Consider the following 17,500-nt stretch of genomic DNA (forward strand, 5'->3'; position numbering starts at 1 on the left):
ACTTTTATAATTTATCACATTTAACTGTGAGTGTCAACTTCTTTTTTCTTTTGTCGTTGACGACGTTTATTAATTTACCATATTAATAGTTTATACGTCAACACTTTTTCAAAAAAGAATACCAGGCTAGAAAACATAACTTTTCTAGCCCGGTAAAACATATAATTTAATGACTATAAGCGCCCCTACACCCGGTAAACCTAAAAACCCTGAAATAAATGTAGTACCGACATTAATAGGAAGATGAAAGTTAAATCGTGCTCCCACTACATTGACAACAAACAGCAACAAAGCTCCTATTACAATTTTGACGAGTGGCCTTCCTATAAAACGAAACAACTTCATAGGAGCACCTACAATTAATAAAAGAAAGATTAACGTTAATATACCGCCAATAATTAAACGTTGTTCCATACTGTCCTCTCCCTTACAACTTGTACACTATATTTGTATGGAAAAAAGAAAAAAAAGACCGTTAAAATTTCTTCTTCAAAATAAAAAGTCGAACAGGACATGTATGTTCCGTTCGACTTCGTCTTTACAACTGTTCCATTTTCACAGGACGCCTTTTCGCTTCCTTCAATAGATAGAAATATTTCGCTTCCGCTAATTTCAAATGACACAGTACATTTTCTGAAGGTTCAATACTTTGTGCTACAATTCTTTTTTGACGCATCCACTCTACCTTCACTTGTTCTAGCAATACGATTAATTTTTCGTCATATTCTTTGCGCAACTTCCCTTTTTTCTGAAAAAGCATCTCTATTTCTCCTACTTATTATAATTCTCTGCGGCCCTCTAACGCCTTTGATAGCGTTACTTCATCCGCATATTCTAAATCACCGCCAACCGGTAAGCCGTGTGCAATGCGCGTCACTTTAATACCTGTCGGCTTTAACAGACGAGAAATATACATCGCTGTCGCTTCTCCTTCAATGTTCGGGTTTGTCGCCAAAATAACTTCTTGTACTGTTTCATCGTGCAGTCGCTTTAACAACTGAGGGATATTGATATCTTCCGGACCAATTCCTTCCATCGGGGAAATGGCACCATTTAACACATGATATACTCCCCGATATTCTTTCATCTTCTCCATTGCAATGACATCTTTCGGCTCTTGCACAACACAAACAATCGATTGATCACGATGAGAGTCATCACAAATATAACAAGGATCTTTATCTGTTATATGACCACAGATAGAGCAATACATTAAGTTTCGCTTTGCATTTACAAGTGACTTCGCAAAATCTAATACATCATCTTCTTTCATATCCAATACGAAAAAGCCAGGCGAACAGCTGTTTTCGGTCCGATTCCTGGCAATTTCATAAAGCTATCAATTAGCTTTGAGATTGGTTCTGGGTAGTGCATCTATGACCAACCTCCTAGAACATACCGCCAGGTAAATTCAATCCTTTTGTAAATTGTCCCATTGTAGAAGATGATAGCTCTTCTGCTTTCTTTAATGCATCATTCGTTGCAGCTAATACAAGGTCTTGTAACATTTCGATATCTTCTGGATCTACAACTTCTTCTTTAATTTTCACTTCTAAAATTTGCTTATGTCCATTTGCGATAACTGTTACCATACCACCGCCAGCTGTTCCCTCAACTGTTTTTTCACCAAGTTCCTCTTGCGCTTTCGCCATTTGTTTTTGCATTTTCTGCATTTGTTTCATCATGTTATTCATATTTCCCATTCCACCACGCATCATAATAATTCCTCCTAATTGGTTCTTAATGAATGTTTATAGTTTAATAAAGAAAAATCCATTTAAGACGTGTTTTACTCTCTTATTTCAATTAATTGTTCTCCCACAATCTTTACAGCTTCTTCGATAAGAGGATCTTTCGGCTTTTCAGCTTCTTCTGAAGGATTACCTTCATGTTGTAAGAAACCCTCACGAATTTTTCCCCACTCACTTTTTGGGATTGCAATCATTTGCAACCTCTTTCCAAACAGTTCAAAGAGAATTTGCTCTACCGTATCTGTTGCCTCGCGATTTTCACTCGCCATTTTACAATGTATTTCATACTTAAAAGCAAGAACATAAGAAGTAGTAGAAGCCGCGACTGGCTCACTGTTTTCTAATAAAACCGCATAAGCAACTTTATTATAATTTTTCAATCGCTCTAACAGTTCACCCCACGCACTCTTTAGTTGCTCTAAATTTTTACGAGTCGCTTGTTTTAAAACCTCATGAACACGCCCGACAGGTATTTTCATGCTACCAGAACGAGTCGGCTTCGGTGTAACCCTTGTTTCTTTGACCTCTTGTTGCACAGAAACTGGTACACCATGTTGCTTCATATTTTCTAATTCCTGTTCTAATTGCTGCATTCTTTGTAAAACAGCTTGCAACCGATCCGCTCCATTTGCTTTCATCGCAAATTGCTGACACAATTGCACCATAACTACCTCTAAAAAATACGAGGATGGTTTGTCCATTTCATTTCTTGTTGACTTTTACTAAGCGTATGAATAATTTCATAAATCATTTCAGGCTGCATATCCTGACTTAACTTACGAAATGAATCATCAACAATAACTCTCTCTAGCATATCCTCTAGCTGAGGCGAAGTTTGATATAAAAGCATATCTCGATAATAGTAAATGAAGTCTTCCATGAAGCGAAGTGGATCTTTTCCTTGATTCATAATATCATCAACAATACGCAGCGCTTTTGATACATCATTTTCATAGATGCACTCTACAAGGTTTGCTAAATATCGCTGTGAAACAGAACCTGTAACCGCTAATACATCTTCTACTGTTACCACTTCATCACTATAAGAAATAGCTTGATCAATTAAACTTAATGCATCACGCATACCACCTTCTGCGGCACGCGCTACAATTTGAAGAGCTTCCTCGTCCACTTTCGTTCCTTCGTTGTTTACAACAGTTGTTAATCGTTCGACAATATCATGCACTGATATTTTTCGAAATTCAAAACGCTGACAACGAGAAATAATTGTTGGTGGAATTTTATGTGGTTCTGTCGTTGCTAAAATAAAGATAACATGCTGCGGGGGTTCTTCTAATGTTTTTAATAGCGCATTAAAAGCACCCATAGAAAGCATGTGAACTTCATCAATAATATATACTTTATAGCGAACTTCGCTTGGAGCATATTTTACTTTATCTCTTATATCTCGAATTTCATCTACACCGTTATTCGAAGCCGCGTCAATTTCTAATACATCTGAAATAGCACCTTGCGTAATTCCTAAGCATGCAGGACATTCATTACAAGGTTCAGCTGTAGGAGCATGCTCACAGTTGATTGCTTTGGCAAATACCTTTGCAATTGTTGTTTTTCCTGTCCCTCTTGGTCCGGAAAACACATAGGCATGCGATGCTTTCTCTTGAAGAAGGGCATTTTGCAACGTTTTCGTTACGTGCTTTTGACCGACTACATCTTCAAATTTTTGCGGTCTCCATGTTCGGTATAACGCCTGGTATGACACGAAAATACGGCCTCCCCCAAAGGTTATTATCTCAGTTATCCCGCTATTTTTGAACAGCAATCCCCAGCTCAAACCAAAGAAATTAGATGGGAGATAGACTGCCCGTAAAAGCCCGATTCGTTCGACTGATAATTAGTAAGGTATAAAAAATCACCCACTAATTAAAGTTTCATCTTATTATAACCCATTCTGATTATAGATTCCAAAAGTTATTTTCTATACAAAAAACCCACCCTATTCATATAGGATGAGCTTTATATGCATATATAACTGCCGTGCACCTTCTGTCGATTACGTACCATAAGCGTTACTTAAGCAGTTAGCTCGGTTCAGGCACTCCTGCGGCACACGAGAAGACCCGCTTATTGCTGCTTCCTTCCGGACCTGACAAGGTTCACGGGGTCCCGTTGCGCAGGACCCAAACGTCAACACCACTTACTTAAGGCAGACCCTACAGTAGCATAACCTCGAGAAGGGATTCGGCCTCGCTAGAGCGGATTGCGAGTACAGGGCACCGCTACCTCCCCGCTTAGCACGGCAAAGTTAAAACCATATTTAGTTGCCTTATCTGAAGGCAATCTCAGTATAACTTGTTTCCTAAAAAATTGCAACGTGTTAACAAAGACTATTTTTATCCAGATTTTCCTTCTCTTTCTTCCTCTTTTTGCGTAGTTCTCGGAAAAAGGTTGTTAATAAGGCTCCACACTCTTCTTCTAATACACCAACCACAACTTCAGATTGATGGTTAAACCGTTCCTCTGTTAATAAATTCATTAATGTACCAGCACATCCACCTTTTGGGTCACTCGCTCCATATACAACACGTTTTACACGCGATAACACAATTGCACCAGCACACATTGGACACGGCTCTAATGTGACATATAGGGTTGCATTTTCCAAACGCCACGTCCCTAACTTTTTGCACGCATCATCAATCGCTAACAATTCAGCGTGAGCAATTGACCGTTGCTCTGTTTCACGCAAGTTATGCGCACGACTTACTACCTCACCGTCCACTACAACAACTGCACCAATTGGTACTTCTTGTATTTCTTCAGCCTTTTTTGCTTCCTCTATCGCGAGCTTCATAAAATAAATATCTTCTTCCATAACAAAATCCTTTCATCACAAATAACTTTTCTATATTCAATCCAATCTAAAGAGAAAGGAAAGGAGATTACATATGAAAAATACAGCACTTCTTATCATCGATATGATTAATGATTTTCAATTTTCACATGGACCTATCTTAGCACGAAAATGCAAAAATATTACAGAATCCATTTTACAACTCAAACAAAAAATGAAAAACTCTGGCTGTCCAATTATTTATGTAAATGATCATTACCATTTATGGAGAGCTGATATCAACGAACTTATTACCTATTGCACAAATGAATATAGCCAAGAAATTATAAAAAAAATAGCACCCTCAAGCGATGATTATATTTTTATTAAACCACATTATTCTGCTTTTTATGAAACCCCCTTAAATTCATTGTTAGGTCATTTAAAGATAGAAAACCTTATTTTAACGGGGGTAGCTGGAAATATATGCATCCTATTTACCGCAAATGACGCTCATATGAGAAATTATCAATTATATGTACCTGAAGATTGCATTGCATCCAATTGCGACCAAGATAATAAACACGCATTACACATTATGCAAGCAACTTTAAAAGCAAATACTTCTCCATCAATTCATTTAAAAGTGTAATAACATAAATTGATTTTCTAACTTTTTATGAAAACTAGTCCTTTCTGCCTCCTCTTATGCTACAATAATTCTGTTTTGTGCTTTTTATTAGTGCTAAATTATGTTTTGGAAGGAGGCAACAGCGTGACCGGAGTACCATTTATTACGGTCGAAGGACCAATTGGTGTCGGAAAAACTTCACTCGCGAAAGCGATATCGACTCACATGCAACTCCATTTATTGAAAGAAATCGTTGATGAGAATCCTTTCTTAGGCAAGTTTTACGAAGACATCCAAGAATGGAGCTTTCAAACAGAAATGTTTTTCCTCTGCAACCGTTATAAGCAACTAGAAGACATCGATACAAAATATTTAAAACAACATATTCCTGTTGTAGCAGATTACCATATATTCAAAAATTTAATTTTTGCATCTCGAACATTACAGGGTTCTCAATACGAGAAATACATGCAAATTTATCGTATCTTAACACAAGATATGCCCGTTCCAAACGTCATCGTGTATATAACAGCAAGCTTAGAAACACTACAAAAACGAATTGCCATGCGCGGACGGGAATTCGAAAAAAATATAGATCCAAATTATTTACTACAACTCATTGAAGATTACGAAGCGGCAATGGAAGCTTTCAAACAAGATCATCCGAGCATCCCCGTACTAAAATTCAACGGAGATAATATGGATTTTGTGAAAAATGAATCGGACTTAAACGTAATCTTATCAGCATTACAAAATACACTGACGAAGGAGATTAACCAGTAATGAATTTGAGACAAAAATACGATATTCCAAATGATGCTGTTATTACGATTGCAGGAACAGTGGGTGTCGGAAAATCCACAATGACAAACGCATTAGCAGATGCACTTGGTTACCGCACATCTTTTGAAAAAGTAGATTCTAATCCGTATTTAGACAAATTTTACAATGACTTCACACGTTGGAGCTTCCACTTACAAGTTTATTTCTTAGCAGAACGTTTTAAAGAACAAAAAAGAATCTTCGAATACGGCGGTGGATTTATTCAAGACCGTTCTATTTATGAAGATACGGGAATTTTTGCAAAAATGCATTATGAAAAGGGAACAATGACCGCTACAGATTATGAAACGTATAAAAGCTTATTCGATGCAATGGTTATGACACCTTACTTCCCACACCCTGATTTACTCATTTATCTAGAAGGATCATTTGAAGATATCGTAGATCGTATTAAAGAGCGTGGAAGACCTATGGAACAGCAAACACCGATTGAGTATTGGGAAGAGATGCACGCACGCTATGAAAACTGGATTAATGATTTTAATGCTTGCCCTATACTACGTCTTAATATTAATGAATATGATATTTTGCAAAATGAAAATTCAATTGAACCAATCGTTAAGAAAATTGGTCACTTCTTACAACAAACACGTAAACTTGTAAAATAAAAAACCCGTGCAGTCGCACGGGTTTTTCCTATAAACTTAGTTTTTCTTTTTGGTCGGAGCAATAATTTCGCTCTCTGATTTTCCGGCATTAATGCGCTGACGTACAGTGCTTACACTAATATCATACGCCTCAGCAATTTCTTTTACCGTCATTTCTGTCCCGTTAATAACAGCCGTAATTACTTTACGTTTTGCAGCTGCTTGTTTTTCGATTTGTTTTGGTGCTTCTACTTTCTTCACTTCTTGTTTCACATCACAGATGCAACCACTAAGTTTACGAAATGTTTCATCACTTACAATACGAGATACGTTCGCAGCACTGTTTAAAATTTTATTTTTCTTGCAAACGGGGCATTGTACATAGTATAGTGTTTTTCCGTCAAGCGGAAACGTTTGTATAATAATATCCATGGTAGCTCCTTTCATATCTATGAAGATAATCCTCGGAATATGAGTGTTTCTATAAGAGATTACATCTCCTATATGCTACTTCCTGATTGGTTAAAATAAAAACTCGTTACGTGTTGGTAACGAGTTCTCCAATCTCCACTTATATGCGCTGTTGTCAATTATATATGGCGGAGGAAGAGGGATTCGAACCCCCGCGCGGCTCGCACCGCCTGTCGGTTTTCAAGACCGATCCCTTCAGCCAGACTTGGGTATTCCTCCGTATTCACATGACATGAAATATAATATCAAAAGAAAAACAGTTCGTCAACCCTACTATATATATATAAGGAAAGGAAAGAGATTTTTCTCTTTCCCTTCTCATACAATTTATCCTAATCTAATAAACAGGAAGATCGTCAGTGTTAAATATACCTCTTCTCCTGTTAACAATTCCATTTATTCTTACTGGATAACAAGAGATGTGTATGAATAAAACTTTATTTAATTACTGTTTTTCCTCCCATATAAGGACGAAGAACTTCTGGAATGATGATAGAACCATCTTCTTGTTGATAGTTCTCTAAAATAGCAGCTACTGTGCGGCCAATTGCAAGTCCAGATCCGTTTAATGTATGAACATGCTCTGGTTTCGCATTTGTATCACGGCGGAAACGGATGTTTGCACGTCGCGCTTGGAATGCTTCAAAGTTACTACAAGAAGAAATTTCACGATATGTACCGTAGCTAGGAATCCATACTTCGATATCGTATTTCTTCGCTGCTGTAAATCCTAAATCTCCTGTGCACATGCTCATTACACGGTATGGAAGTCCTAATAATTGTAATACACGCTCTGCATCATTTGTTAATTTTTCTAGTTCTTCATAAGAATCCTCAGGTTTTACAAATTTCACAAGTTCTACTTTATTAAATTGATGCTGACGAATTAAACCACGTGTATCACGACCAGCAGATCCTGCTTCAGAGCGGAAACATGCGCTAAATGCAGCATAACGAATTGGTAGTTGTTCTCCACTTAAGATCTCATCGCGATGTAAGTTTGTTACAGGTACTTCAGCTGTAGGAATTAAGAAATAGTCCTCACTCTCAATACGAAACGCATCTTCTTCAAACTTTGGAAGTTGTCCCGTACCCACCATACTTGTACGATTTACCATATATGGAGGTAAAATCTCTTCATAGCCATGTTCTTCTGTATGAAGATCCAGCATGAAACTAATTAAAGCTCGCTCTAATCTTGCACCTGCTCCTTTATAGAATACAAAACGGCTACCCGTTACTTTCCCAGCGCGTTCAAAATCTAGCATACCTAAATCTGTTGCAAGATCCCAGTGTGGTTTTGGTTCGAACGTAAACTCTGGAACTTCTCCCCACGTACGAGCTTGTACATTATCATCTTCCGTTTCGCCAACTGGTGTAGATTCATGTGGAATATTTGGAATAGATAGCATTAATCGCTCAAGATCTTCTTCCACTTTACGAAGCTCATTATCAAGCTCTTTAACTTTATCCCCTACTTCACGCATTTCTAAAATAAGTGCCTCTGCATCTTTCTTTTCACGTTTCAATACAGAAATCTGTTGAGATACTTCATTGCGTTTGCTTTTTAATTCTTCCGTTTGTACAAGTAATTCTCTTCTTTTTGTGTCTAATTCTTCAAAACGTCCAAAGTCTGTTAAGTCTTCGCCTCTATGTTGCAATTTCGCTTTTACTTCTTCAAAGTTTGCACGCAAAATTTTAATATCAAGCATGGTAATTCCTCCTTTATTTTTAGAAAAACAAAAAACTCCCGTCCCTATACAAAGGGACGGGAGTTAACCCGCGTTGCCACCTAATTGAAAGCATACTTGCTTTCCTCTCAAGTAGAAATAACGGCTCTTCACCGGAAATGCTTACTTGTCCAAAGACTGTTCCGCATTTCACTCCAGGATGGATTCACAAGCCGCTCCTATCGGTTTACACCAGCCACCGACTCTCTATAAGAAACGCTTCTTGCTACTACTTCCTATCAACACATTTGTCGTATAAAATAGTTACCATCAATTTACTATAATCTTGCACAAGTTGCAAGTCACTTATACGACTTTTTTCATTTTCGCTTCTTTCACCATCTCTACGAAATAAGCCGTAACACGATGATCATCTGTTAATTCTGGATGGAAAGAAGCTGCTAATAAATGGTTTTGTCGAACCGCTACCATGCGATCTTCATGTGTACATAATACTTCTACATGATCTTCTACATCGACAACATATGGCGCACGAATAAATACACCGATAAAGTCTTCGCCCACACCTTTCATAGAAAGGGCAGCCTCAAAGCTATCTTTTTGGCGACCAAACGCATTGCGTTCAACGGTAATATCCATTGCACCAATATGTGATTCTTCATATCCAATAAGGTTCTTTGCAAGTAAAATCATACCTGCACATGTACCAAACATCGGTTTTTCTGTTTTAGCAAATTCACGAAGCGGTTCCATGAAACCATATTTATCAATAAGACGGCGCATTGTTGTGCTTTCACCGCCTGGTAAAATAAGTCCATCTACTTCCTCTAACTGCTCTGTACGTTTCACAATAATAGCTTGTGCACCACTTGCTTCTATTGCACGTACATGTTCACGAACAGCCCCTTGAAGTCCCAATACACCGATTGTAATCATTTCAAAAACTCCTTTAATTACCAACCGCGCTCTTGCATGCGTTGTTCTGGTAATAATGTTGAAATTTCAACACCTTTCATTGCATTACCCAGTCCTTTAGAAAGACGAGCAATTAATTCATAATCTTCATAATGTGTTGTTGCTTCAACAATTGCACGCGCAAATTTTTCTGGGTTTTCTGATTTGAAAATACCAGAACCTACGAATACACCATCTGCACCAAGTTGCATCATTAATGCAGCATCAGCTGGAGTTGCAACGCCGCCTGCTGCAAAGTTTACAACTGGTAAACGACCAAGACGTTTAATTTCAAGTAATACTTCATAAGGAGCACCAGTGTTTTTTGCATATGTCATTAATTCATCTTCACGTAGGTTCGCAACTTGACGAATTTCTGCGTTCACTTGACGCATATGACGTACAGCTTCTACAATATTCCCTGTGCCAGGCTCACCTTTTGTACGAAGCATAGATGCGCCTTCAGCAATACGACGCGCTGCTTCACCGATATCACGGCATCCACATACAAACGGAACAGTGTAATCACGTTTATTTAAATGGTACACTTCATCAGCCGGAGTTAATACTTCACTCTCATCAATATAGTCTACCCCTAATGATTCAAGTACACGCGCTTCCACAAGATGGCCAATACGACATTTTGCCATAACTGGAATTGATACAGCACCCATTACTTCTTCTACAATCGTTGGATCTGCCATACGCGAAACGCCACCTGCTGCACGAATATCAGCCGGAACACGTTCTAATGCCATAACAGCAACCGCACCTGCTGCTTCTGCAATTTTTGCTTGCTCAGCGTTAACTACGTCCATAATGACGCCGCCTTTTTGCATTTCTGCCATTCCACGTTTTACACGCTCTGTTCCTGTTACATTTATCATGTACAAAAACCCCCTAGGTGAATTGCTTTTCCCCACTTACGACGAAAAGTAAGAATACTCTTACATTCTACCATTACTTATTAGAGGCTTGTCTACTATTTTTTGATAAAATCGGTGCGAAAAACAGGAAATTAAAAAAGCCCCCTATGGGGAGCTCTTAGAACCAACCTTTTACAGTATCAACTGCACCATTCCATATATCACTAAAGAAAGAACCAATGCTTCGCATAGAAAGAACAAACCAGTTTGCTTTCTCTACATCTTGTTTTGTTACAAGATCTACTTCCATTGACTTACCGGTTAAAAATCCTACATCATTTGCATCTTTTGCTGATACAGTCATATAACCAAGTGTGGTACCTTTTTTGATTGGCGCCTCATTCTCTTTATTTACTGCTTTGAAATCTGTTTTATAAACATCTTTACTTCCTTTTGGCATTGGAAGTACAACTTCTTCCTTCGTTTGCACTGCTACATCTGTATCTTTTGCTTTATTTACATGAACTGTTTCATGACCTTTTACTTGAGAATTTTTCGGATATACTGTTTTCGTTTGGAAATTTGTAAAACCGTAATCAAATAGCTTCTTAGTTTCTGCAAAACGTGCTGTGTGAGATTTCGTATTAATAACAACAGAAATTAAACGCATACCATTACGTTCTGCTGTACCTGTAAAACAATCCCCAGCTTCTGGAGTAGAACCTGTTTTCAAACCATCTACCCCTTCATATTGCATAACTAATCCAGGTAACATCCAGTTCCAGTTATCCATGTTCACTGGATATTTTCCACCTTCTTGGAATGTCTTTTTCGGGATTTTAGATGTCTCTAACGTATCTGGATACTCTTTAATTAAATACTGCGCTAAGGTTGCACAATCTCTAGCAGACATTTTATTCTCTTCATCCGGAGTTGTCCCTTCAGGCTGCTTCCCTTTTAAATCTTTATTTGTTAATCCTGTACAGTTTACAAATTTATAGTTTTTTAATCCAAGCTCTTTCGCTTTGTCGTTCATCATCTTAACAAAATTAGCTTCTGAACCACCGATTAATTCAGCTAAGGCAATCGTTGCACCATTTGCAGAATAAATTGCCATTGCCTCGTATAACTCTTTTACAGTATAAGTACCGCCATTTTCTAAAGGAACATTTGATAAAGAACGGTCTTGTGAAATAGTATGAGCATATTCAGAAATTTTTGTTTTTTGATCCCATTTAATTTTCCCTTTTGCGACTGCATCATGAACTAAATACTCACTCATTATTTTTGTCATACTTGCAATTGCTAATAGTTCATCTGGATTTTTTTGATATAAAATCTTTCCAGAATTTGCTTCCACTAAAATTGCCGCACCTGCATCAACATTCAAAGGAGCATTTGTTTCTGCAAATGCGCTGCTGTATGTAAAAAACATGCTGCAAAATAGTGTAAGTACTGTTACAATCGCAATCATTTGCCTACGGAACATACCTGTCACTTTTGTTACCCCCAATATATTTGTACTCACATAAACGTTATTCTAACACAATCAAAAAAAATAGACAGAGATACTAAATCTCTGTCTATTTTGATATCCGACATTATAATGAATAGTTTGGTGACTCTTTTGTAATTTGGACATCATGCGGATGACTTTCACGTAATCCAGCACCTGACATACGGATAAACTGTGCATTTTCACGTAAGAATGGTAAATCAGCTGCACCGCAATATCCCATACCTGCACGTAATCCACCAACTAATTGATGTACCGTATCTGCTAAAGGACCTTTAAATGGAACACGGCCTTCAATTCCTTCTGGAACAAGTTTTTTATTGCCTTCTTGGAAATAACGATCTTTACTTCCTTTTTCCATTGCTCCAACAGAACCCATACCGCGGTATACTTTAAATTGGCGACCTTGATAAATTTCTGTATCTCCAGGGCTTTCTGCTACACCGGCAAAAATACTTCCAAGCATAACAACGTGTGCACCTGCTGCTAATGCTTTTACAATATCACCAGAATATTTAATTCCACCGTCAGCAATGACTGGAACACCGTGTTTACGAGCTTCTGTCGCACAGTCATAAACTGCTGTTAACTGAGGAACACCAACACCAGCTACAACGCGTGTTGTACAAATAGAACCTGGTCCAATACCAACCTTAACAATATTTGCACCTGCTTCAATTAGTTCACGAGTTGCTTCAGCTGTTGCAACGTTACCAGCGATAATATTTAATTTTGGATACTTTTCACGAACTTCTCTCACTTTTTCTAATACACCTTTTGAATGTCCATGAGCTGTATCAATAACAATTACATCAACATTTGCTTTTACTAAAGCATCGATGCGTTGCATTGCATCAGCTGTTACTCCAACAGCTGCACCTACTAATAAACGACCTTGTTTATCTTTTGCAGAGTTTGGAAACTCGATTACTTTTTCAATATCTTTAATTGTAATCAAGCCTTGTAATACGCCGTTATTATCAACAAGAGGGAGTTTTTCAATTTTATGTTTCTGTAAGATTTTTTCAGCATCTTCTAGTGTAGTATGAACTGGAGCTGTAATTAAATCTTCTTTCGTCATTACATCGGAAATCTTAATTGAATAATCTTGGATAAAACGCATATCACGGTTCGTAATAATGCCTACAAGTTTTCGCTCTTCTGCATCATTTACAATTGGAACACCTGAAATACGATATTTCCCCATCAAATGTTCTGCGTCATACACTTGATGATCTGGAGTTAAAAAGAAAGGATCTGTAATAACGCCGCTTTCAGAGCGTTTTACTTTGTCTACTTGCTCAGCTTGTTGTTCAATAGACATATTCTTATGAATAATTCCTAATCCACCTTGACGAGCCATTGCGATAGCCATATCTGCTTCTGTTACCGTATCCATACCTGCACTAATTAAAGGAATGTTTAATTGTAAACTTTCAGACAAAACTGTTTTCACGCTTACTTCTCTTGGTAATACATCAGATCTAGCTGGTACAAGTAATACATCATCAAACGTTAAACCTTCTTTAACAAATTTAGATTCCCACATAAATGATTCCCCCCATGATACCTGAAATTATTATTAGTAGCTTAACAATTGGTTAAAATACTGTCAAGAAGGACAGTGTATGTTAGAATTTTCTAAAAATAAAAGGAGAGTATACAATGCAGCGTTCATCAAGCACTTGGCAGAAATTAAGCTTCTTTCTTTCTTCTACTCACACGCAACATTATCTTACCCATTGCTATAAAAAATTAGGTAATATAAATACTGAGAAAAAAAGTTTTGAAAATTGTTATCCATTTATTTATTACTTAGAGCATGGGAAAAATTACTATGAGTTATGTTATACTGCCCCATTTTCCATTAAACCAGTATTATTGTTTTATGGAATGAGCCAACTCCTAAAAGCTTGTTTGCTTACAGTCAATCCTAATTATCCGGAATCAACTTCTGTATTAGCACATGGGGTCACAACAAGAAAGCGAAAAAAACAAAGCTATCAGTTTATAGATGATGAAGTTAAAATACAAAAGCATGGACTATTTACTCAAGTTGCGGAACAAATGTTTCATATGAAACATTTAGAGGGAGAAAAGTATACAATGGGGGAGTTACTGCAACGAATCCCAGAACTAAAGGATTTATTCCTATACAGTAAAAGAAGAAATAAGCTATATAAACTAAAAGAGGTGACAGAGAATATCTTTACTTTTCCTACTCATGTTTTAGATGCTTTTCATATGACAGAAGAACGTTTTATACGATATATGGAGGGGAGTTGCAAACATCTTAACATTCGATATACAAACGCTAAAGAAAATGATTCCTACTTGCATTTCACAGCTCCTATTAAACAATGGAATCCATTATACAGTGCACCTCTTACATATAATCACTATACAAATACCTATTATTTACCTGCCAATGGCGAAACAGCTCCTGTTTTCCCAGAATTACTTACACACTATCTTTTGCTTTATAACTTAAGTATGATTTCCCGTTATGAAACAGATTGGTGGTACGATTTACTTGGAAGTTACTCTTCTGAAGATTATCCGTTTATCTTTCAATTTTTAGCTGTTACGGCTGAAAAAGTTCCATACTATATTTATTTATATTTAATGCATCAACATAACGCTATTTCTTAGGAAATAAAAAAGACGAGTCCAATGACTCGTCTTTCGTTTGCCTGGCAACGTCCTACTCTCACAGGGACAAAGTCCCAACTACCATCGGCGCTAGAGAGCTTAACTTCCGTGTTCGGTATGGGAACGGGTGTGACCTCTCTGCCATCATTACCAGACTTATGAAGGTATATTCCTTCAAAACTAGATAACATTTGCTTCATATTATATGGTTAAGTCCTCGATCTATTAGTATTCGTCAGCTCCACATGTCACCATGCTTCCACCTCGAACCTATCAACCTGATCATCTTTCAGGGATCTTACTAGCTTACGCTATGGGAAATCTCATCTTGAGGGGGCTTCATGCTTAGATGCTTTCAGCACTTATCCCTTCCGCACATAGCTACCCAGCTATGCCCTTGGCAGAACAACTGGTACACCAGCGGTGCGTCCATCCCGGTCCTCTCGTACTAAGGACAGCTCCTCTCAAATTTCCTACGCCCACGACGGATAGGGACCGAACTGTCTCACGACGTTCTGAACCCAGCTCGCGTACCGCTTTAATGGGCGAACAGCCCAACCCTTGGGACCGACTACAGCCCCAGGATGCGATGAGCCGACATCGAGGTGCCAAACCTCCCCGTCGATGTGGACTCTTGGGGGAGATAAGCCTGTTATCCCCGGGGTAGCTTTTATCCGTTGAGCGATGGCCCTTCCATGCGGAACCACCGGATCACTAAGCCCGACTTTCGTCCCTGCTCGACTTGTAGGTCTCGCAGTCAAGCTCCCTTATGCCTTTGCACTCTACGAATGATTTCCAACCATTCTGAGGGAACCTTTGGGCGCCTCCGTTACTTTTTAGGAGGCGACCGCCCCAGTCAAACTGCCCACCTGACACTGTCTCCCGGGTCGATAAGACCCGTAGGTTAGAATTTCAATACAGCCAGGGCGGTATCCCACCAGCGCCTCCACCGAAGCTAGCGCTCCGGCTTCAAAGGCTCCCGCCTATCCTGTACAAGCTGTACCAAAATTCAATATCAGGCTACAGTAAAGCTCCACGGGGTCTTTCCGTCCTGTCGCGGGTAACCTGCATCTTCACAGGTACTATAATTTCACCGAGTCTCTGGTTGAGACAGTGCCCAAATCGTTACACCTTTCGTGCGGGTCGGAACTTACCCGACAAGGAATTTCGCTACCTTAGGACCGTTATAGTTACGGCCGCCGTTTACTGGGGCTTCAGTTCAGAGCTTCGCTTGCGCTAACCCCTCTCCTTAACCTTCCAGCACCGGGCAGGTGTCAGCCCCTATACTTCGCCTTACGGCTTCGCAGAGACCTGTGTTTTTGCTAAACAGTCGCTTGGGCCTATTCACTGCGGCTTTCCGTTAAGAAAGCACCCCTTCTCCCGAAGTTACGGGGTCATTTTGCCGAGTTCCTTAACCAGAGTTCTCTCGCACACCTTAGGATTCTCTCCTCGCCTACCTGTGTCGGTTTGCGGTACAGGCACCTTTTATCTCGCTAGAAGCTTTTCTTGGCAGCGGGGAATCAAAGACTTCGCTCCATAAGGAGCTTCCCCATCACAGCTCAGCCTTCGCGGTAAGCGGATTTGCCTACTTACCAGCCTAACTGCTTGGACGTGCACAACCAATCGCACGCTTCTTCTATCCTTCTGCGTCCCTCCATTGCTCAAACGATAAAGAGGTGGTACAGGAATATCAACCTGTTGTCCATCGCCTACGCCTGTCGGCCTCGGCTTAGGTCCTGACTAACCCTGAGCGGACGAGCCTTCCTCAGGAAACCTTAGGCATTCGGTGGACGGGATTCTCACCCGTCTTTCGCTACTCATACCGGCATTCTCACTTCTAAGCGCTCCACCAGTCCTTACGATCTGACTTCACAGCACTTAGAACGCTCCCCTACCACTGATACCATAGGTATCAATCCGCAGCTTCGGTGGTGTATTTAGCCCCGGTACATTTTCGGCGCAGAGTCACTCGACTAGTGAGCTATTACGCACTCTTTAAATGGTGGCTGCTTCTAAGCCAACATCCTAGTTGTCTAAGCAACTCCACATCCTTTTCCACTTAATACACACTTTGGGACCTTAGCTGGCGGTCTGGGCTGTTTCCCTTTTGACTACGGATCTTATCACTCGCAGTCTGACTCCCAAGGATAAGTCATTGGCATTCGGAGTTTGACTGAATTCGGTAATCCGATGAGGACCCCTAGTTCAATCAGTGCTCTACCTCCAAGACTCTCACACTTGAGGCTAGCCCTAAAGCTATTTCGGGGAGAACCAGCTATCTCCAGGTTCGATTGGAATTTCTCCGCTACCCACACCTCATCCCCGCACTTTTCAACGTGCGTGGGTTCGGGCCTCCATTCAGTGTTACCTGAACTTCACCCTGGACATGGGTAGATCACCTGGTTTCGGGTCTACGACCACGTACTAAACGCCCTATTCAGACTCGCTTTCGCTACGGCTCCGCCTCTTCAGCTTAACCTCGCACGGGATCGTAACTCGCCGGTTCATTCTACAAAAGGCACGCCATCACCCGTTAACGGGCTCTGACTATTTGTAGGCACACGGTTTCAGGATCTCTTTCACTCCCCTTCCGGGGTGCTTTTCACCTTTCCCTCACGGTACTGGTTCACTATCGATCACTAGGTAGTATTTAGCCTTGGGAGATGGTCCTCCCGGATTCCGACGGAATTTCACGTGTTCCGCCGTACTCAGGATACATTCAAGAGGGAACGAAGTTTCAACTA

At 39.5% G+C, this 17,500-nt stretch carries 14 protein-coding genes, 1 tRNA gene, 2 rRNA genes, 1 other RNA gene, 2 pseudogenes and 1 other annotated feature (1 of these 21 running past the window's edge); of the genes and pseudogenes, 4 read left to right on the forward strand and 16 right to left on the reverse strand.

What is annotated here, in order from left to right:
- Positions 1–144: 144 nt before the first annotated feature.
- From ACEWFJ_RS01330 to tadA, 7 genes and pseudogenes are all read right to left on the reverse strand, one after another.
- Entirely contained in the window at positions 145–414 is a 270-nt protein-coding gene (locus ACEWFJ_RS01330; RefSeq protein WP_473690096.1) for a pro-sigmaK processing inhibitor BofA family protein, read from the reverse strand.
- A gap of 124 nt (positions 415–538) precedes the next feature.
- Positions 539–760 (reverse strand): YaaL family protein, encoded by a 222-nt coding sequence (locus tag ACEWFJ_RS01335; protein ID WP_098310720.1) that lies wholly within the window; start codon positions 758–760, stop codon positions 539–541.
- An 18-nt stretch (positions 761–778) separates the two neighbouring features.
- A pseudogene (gene recR / locus ACEWFJ_RS01340) lies at positions 779–1,374 on the reverse strand (recombination mediator RecR).
- 14 nt (positions 1,375–1,388) lie between these two features.
- Positions 1,389–1,715 carry a YbaB/EbfC family nucleoid-associated protein gene (locus ACEWFJ_RS01345; RefSeq protein WP_176524706.1) on the reverse strand — a complete coding sequence of 109 codons (327 nt, stop codon included), beginning with the start codon at positions 1,713–1,715 and terminating at the stop codon, positions 1,389–1,391.
- Positions 1,716–1,789: 74 nt separating this feature from the next.
- Positions 1,790–3,474, reverse strand: a pseudogene (gene dnaX, locus ACEWFJ_RS01350) (DNA polymerase III subunit gamma/tau).
- Between the two features lie 273 nt (positions 3,475–3,747).
- Positions 3,748–4,012: signal recognition particle sRNA large type (ffs, locus tag ACEWFJ_RS01355), an RNA gene on the reverse strand.
- Positions 4,013–4,089: 77 nt separating this feature from the next.
- Complete coding sequence (gene tadA / locus ACEWFJ_RS01360; protein ID WP_336484649.1) at positions 4,090–4,587, reverse strand: tRNA adenosine(34) deaminase TadA; 498 nt, start codon at positions 4,585–4,587, stop codon at positions 4,090–4,092.
- 73 nt (positions 4,588–4,660) lie between these two features.
- Between tadA and ACEWFJ_RS01365 the strand changes: the two genes are divergently transcribed.
- The 3 genes from ACEWFJ_RS01365 (at position 4,661) to ACEWFJ_RS01375 (ending at position 6,627) form a co-directional block, all read left to right on the forward strand.
- Entirely contained in the window at positions 4,661–5,197 is a 537-nt protein-coding gene (locus ACEWFJ_RS01365; protein ID WP_473690097.1) for a cysteine hydrolase family protein, read from the forward strand.
- A gap of 123 nt (positions 5,198–5,320) precedes the next feature.
- Complete coding sequence (locus tag ACEWFJ_RS01370) at positions 5,321–5,959, forward strand: deoxynucleoside kinase (protein WP_253628325.1); 639 nt, start codon at positions 5,321–5,323, stop codon at positions 5,957–5,959.
- Positions 5,959–6,627 carry a deoxynucleoside kinase gene (locus tag ACEWFJ_RS01375; protein ID WP_098310713.1) on the forward strand — a complete coding sequence of 223 codons (669 nt, stop codon included), beginning with the start codon at positions 5,959–5,961 and terminating at the stop codon, positions 6,625–6,627. Before ACEWFJ_RS01370 ends, ACEWFJ_RS01375 begins: the two co-directional genes overlap by 1 nt.
- A 36-nt stretch (positions 6,628–6,663) precedes the next feature.
- Here the strand turns inward: ACEWFJ_RS01375 and ACEWFJ_RS01380 are convergent, their stop codons facing one another.
- The 7 genes from ACEWFJ_RS01380 to guaB all read right to left on the reverse strand — a co-directional run bounded on the left by ACEWFJ_RS01380 (position 6,664) and on the right by guaB (position 13,653).
- Entirely contained in the window at positions 6,664–7,038 is a 375-nt protein-coding gene (locus ACEWFJ_RS01380) for a sigma factor-like helix-turn-helix DNA-binding protein (protein ID WP_176524702.1), read from the reverse strand.
- Between the two features lie 165 nt (positions 7,039–7,203).
- Positions 7,204–7,296 (reverse strand) — tRNA-Ser (locus ACEWFJ_RS01385).
- A gap of 218 nt (positions 7,297–7,514) precedes the next feature.
- Positions 7,515–8,789, reverse strand: coding sequence for a serine--tRNA ligase (gene serS / locus ACEWFJ_RS01390; protein ID WP_429709703.1), 1,275 nt, complete (start codon positions 8,787–8,789; stop codon positions 7,515–7,517).
- 49 nt (positions 8,790–8,838) lie between these two features.
- Positions 8,839–9,059, reverse strand: a binding site (T-box leader).
- A 54-nt stretch (positions 9,060–9,113) separates the two neighbouring features.
- Positions 9,114–9,704: a pyridoxal 5'-phosphate synthase glutaminase subunit PdxT gene (pdxT, locus tag ACEWFJ_RS01395; protein WP_473690098.1), complete on the reverse strand. Its 591-nt coding sequence runs from the start codon at positions 9,702–9,704 to the stop codon at positions 9,114–9,116.
- A gap of 17 nt (positions 9,705–9,721) precedes the next feature.
- Positions 9,722–10,609 carry a pyridoxal 5'-phosphate synthase lyase subunit PdxS gene (gene pdxS, locus ACEWFJ_RS01400; RefSeq protein WP_098310709.1) on the reverse strand — a complete coding sequence of 296 codons (888 nt, stop codon included), beginning with the start codon at positions 10,607–10,609 and terminating at the stop codon, positions 9,722–9,724.
- A gap of 157 nt (positions 10,610–10,766) precedes the next feature.
- Positions 10,767–12,086: a D-alanyl-D-alanine carboxypeptidase family protein gene (locus ACEWFJ_RS01405; RefSeq protein WP_473690099.1), complete on the reverse strand. Its 1,320-nt coding sequence runs from the start codon at positions 12,084–12,086 to the stop codon at positions 10,767–10,769.
- A gap of 103 nt (positions 12,087–12,189) precedes the next feature.
- Complete coding sequence (gene guaB, locus ACEWFJ_RS01410; protein WP_440604714.1) at positions 12,190–13,653, reverse strand: IMP dehydrogenase; 1,464 nt, start codon at positions 13,651–13,653, stop codon at positions 12,190–12,192.
- 116 nt (positions 13,654–13,769) lie between these two features.
- Here guaB and ACEWFJ_RS01415 point away from each other — a divergent pair, with 116 nt between their 5' ends.
- The gene (locus tag ACEWFJ_RS01415; RefSeq protein WP_473690100.1) at positions 13,770–14,756 is read left to right on the forward strand and encodes a YaaC family protein; all 987 of its coding nucleotides are present in this window, start codon (positions 13,770–13,772) and stop codon (positions 14,754–14,756) included.
- A 39-nt stretch (positions 14,757–14,795) separates the two neighbouring features.
- Here the strand turns inward: ACEWFJ_RS01415 and rrf are convergent.
- Positions 14,796–14,911: ribosomal RNA gene (rrf, locus tag ACEWFJ_RS01420) — 5S ribosomal RNA — on the reverse strand.
- A gap of 50 nt (positions 14,912–14,961) precedes the next feature.
- Positions 14,962–17,500 (reverse strand): 23S ribosomal RNA (locus ACEWFJ_RS01425); it runs 382 nt beyond the window's last position.

The sequence above is a fragment of the Bacillus sp. EA-CB0995 genome (genome assembly GCF_055814245.1).

Bases quoted from the DNA above. Each gene is read 5' to 3' on its own strand.
- ACEWFJ_RS01380 (WP_176524702.1), bottom strand. From the start codon at position 7,038: ATGGATATTATTATACAAACGTTTCCGCTTGACGGAAAAACACTATAC.
- ACEWFJ_RS01415 (WP_473690100.1), top strand. From the start codon at position 13,770: ATGCAGCGTTCATCAAGCACTTGGCAGAAATTAAGCTTCTTTCTTTCT.
- ACEWFJ_RS01345 (WP_176524706.1), bottom strand. From the start codon at position 1,715: ATGCGTGGTGGAATGGGAAATATGAATAACATGATGAAACAAATGCAG.
- pdxT (WP_473690098.1), bottom strand. From the start codon at position 9,704: ATGATTACAATCGGTGTATTGGGACTTCAAGGGGCTGTTCGTGAACAT.
- ACEWFJ_RS01335 (WP_098310720.1), bottom strand. From the start codon at position 760: ATGCTTTTTCAGAAAAAAGGGAAGTTGCGCAAAGAATATGACGAAAAA.
- tadA (WP_336484649.1), bottom strand. From the start codon at position 4,587: ATGGAAGAAGATATTTATTTTATGAAGCTCGCGATAGAGGAAGCAAAA.
- guaB (WP_440604714.1), bottom strand. From the start codon at position 13,653: ATGTGGGAATCTAAATTTGTTAAAGAAGGTTTAACGTTTGATGATGTA.
- ACEWFJ_RS01330 (WP_473690096.1), bottom strand. From the start codon at position 414: ATGGAACAACGTTTAATTATTGGCGGTATATTAACGTTAATCTTTCTT.
- ACEWFJ_RS01375 (WP_098310713.1), top strand. From the start codon at position 5,959: ATGAATTTGAGACAAAAATACGATATTCCAAATGATGCTGTTATTACG.
- pdxS (WP_098310709.1), bottom strand. From the start codon at position 10,609: ATGATAAATGTAACAGGAACAGAGCGTGTAAAACGTGGAATGGCAGAA.
- serS (WP_429709703.1), bottom strand. From the start codon at position 8,789: ATGCTTGATATTAAAATTTTGCGTGCAAACTTTGAAGAAGTAAAAGCG.
- ACEWFJ_RS01365 (WP_473690097.1), top strand. From the start codon at position 4,661: ATGAAAAATACAGCACTTCTTATCATCGATATGATTAATGATTTTCAA.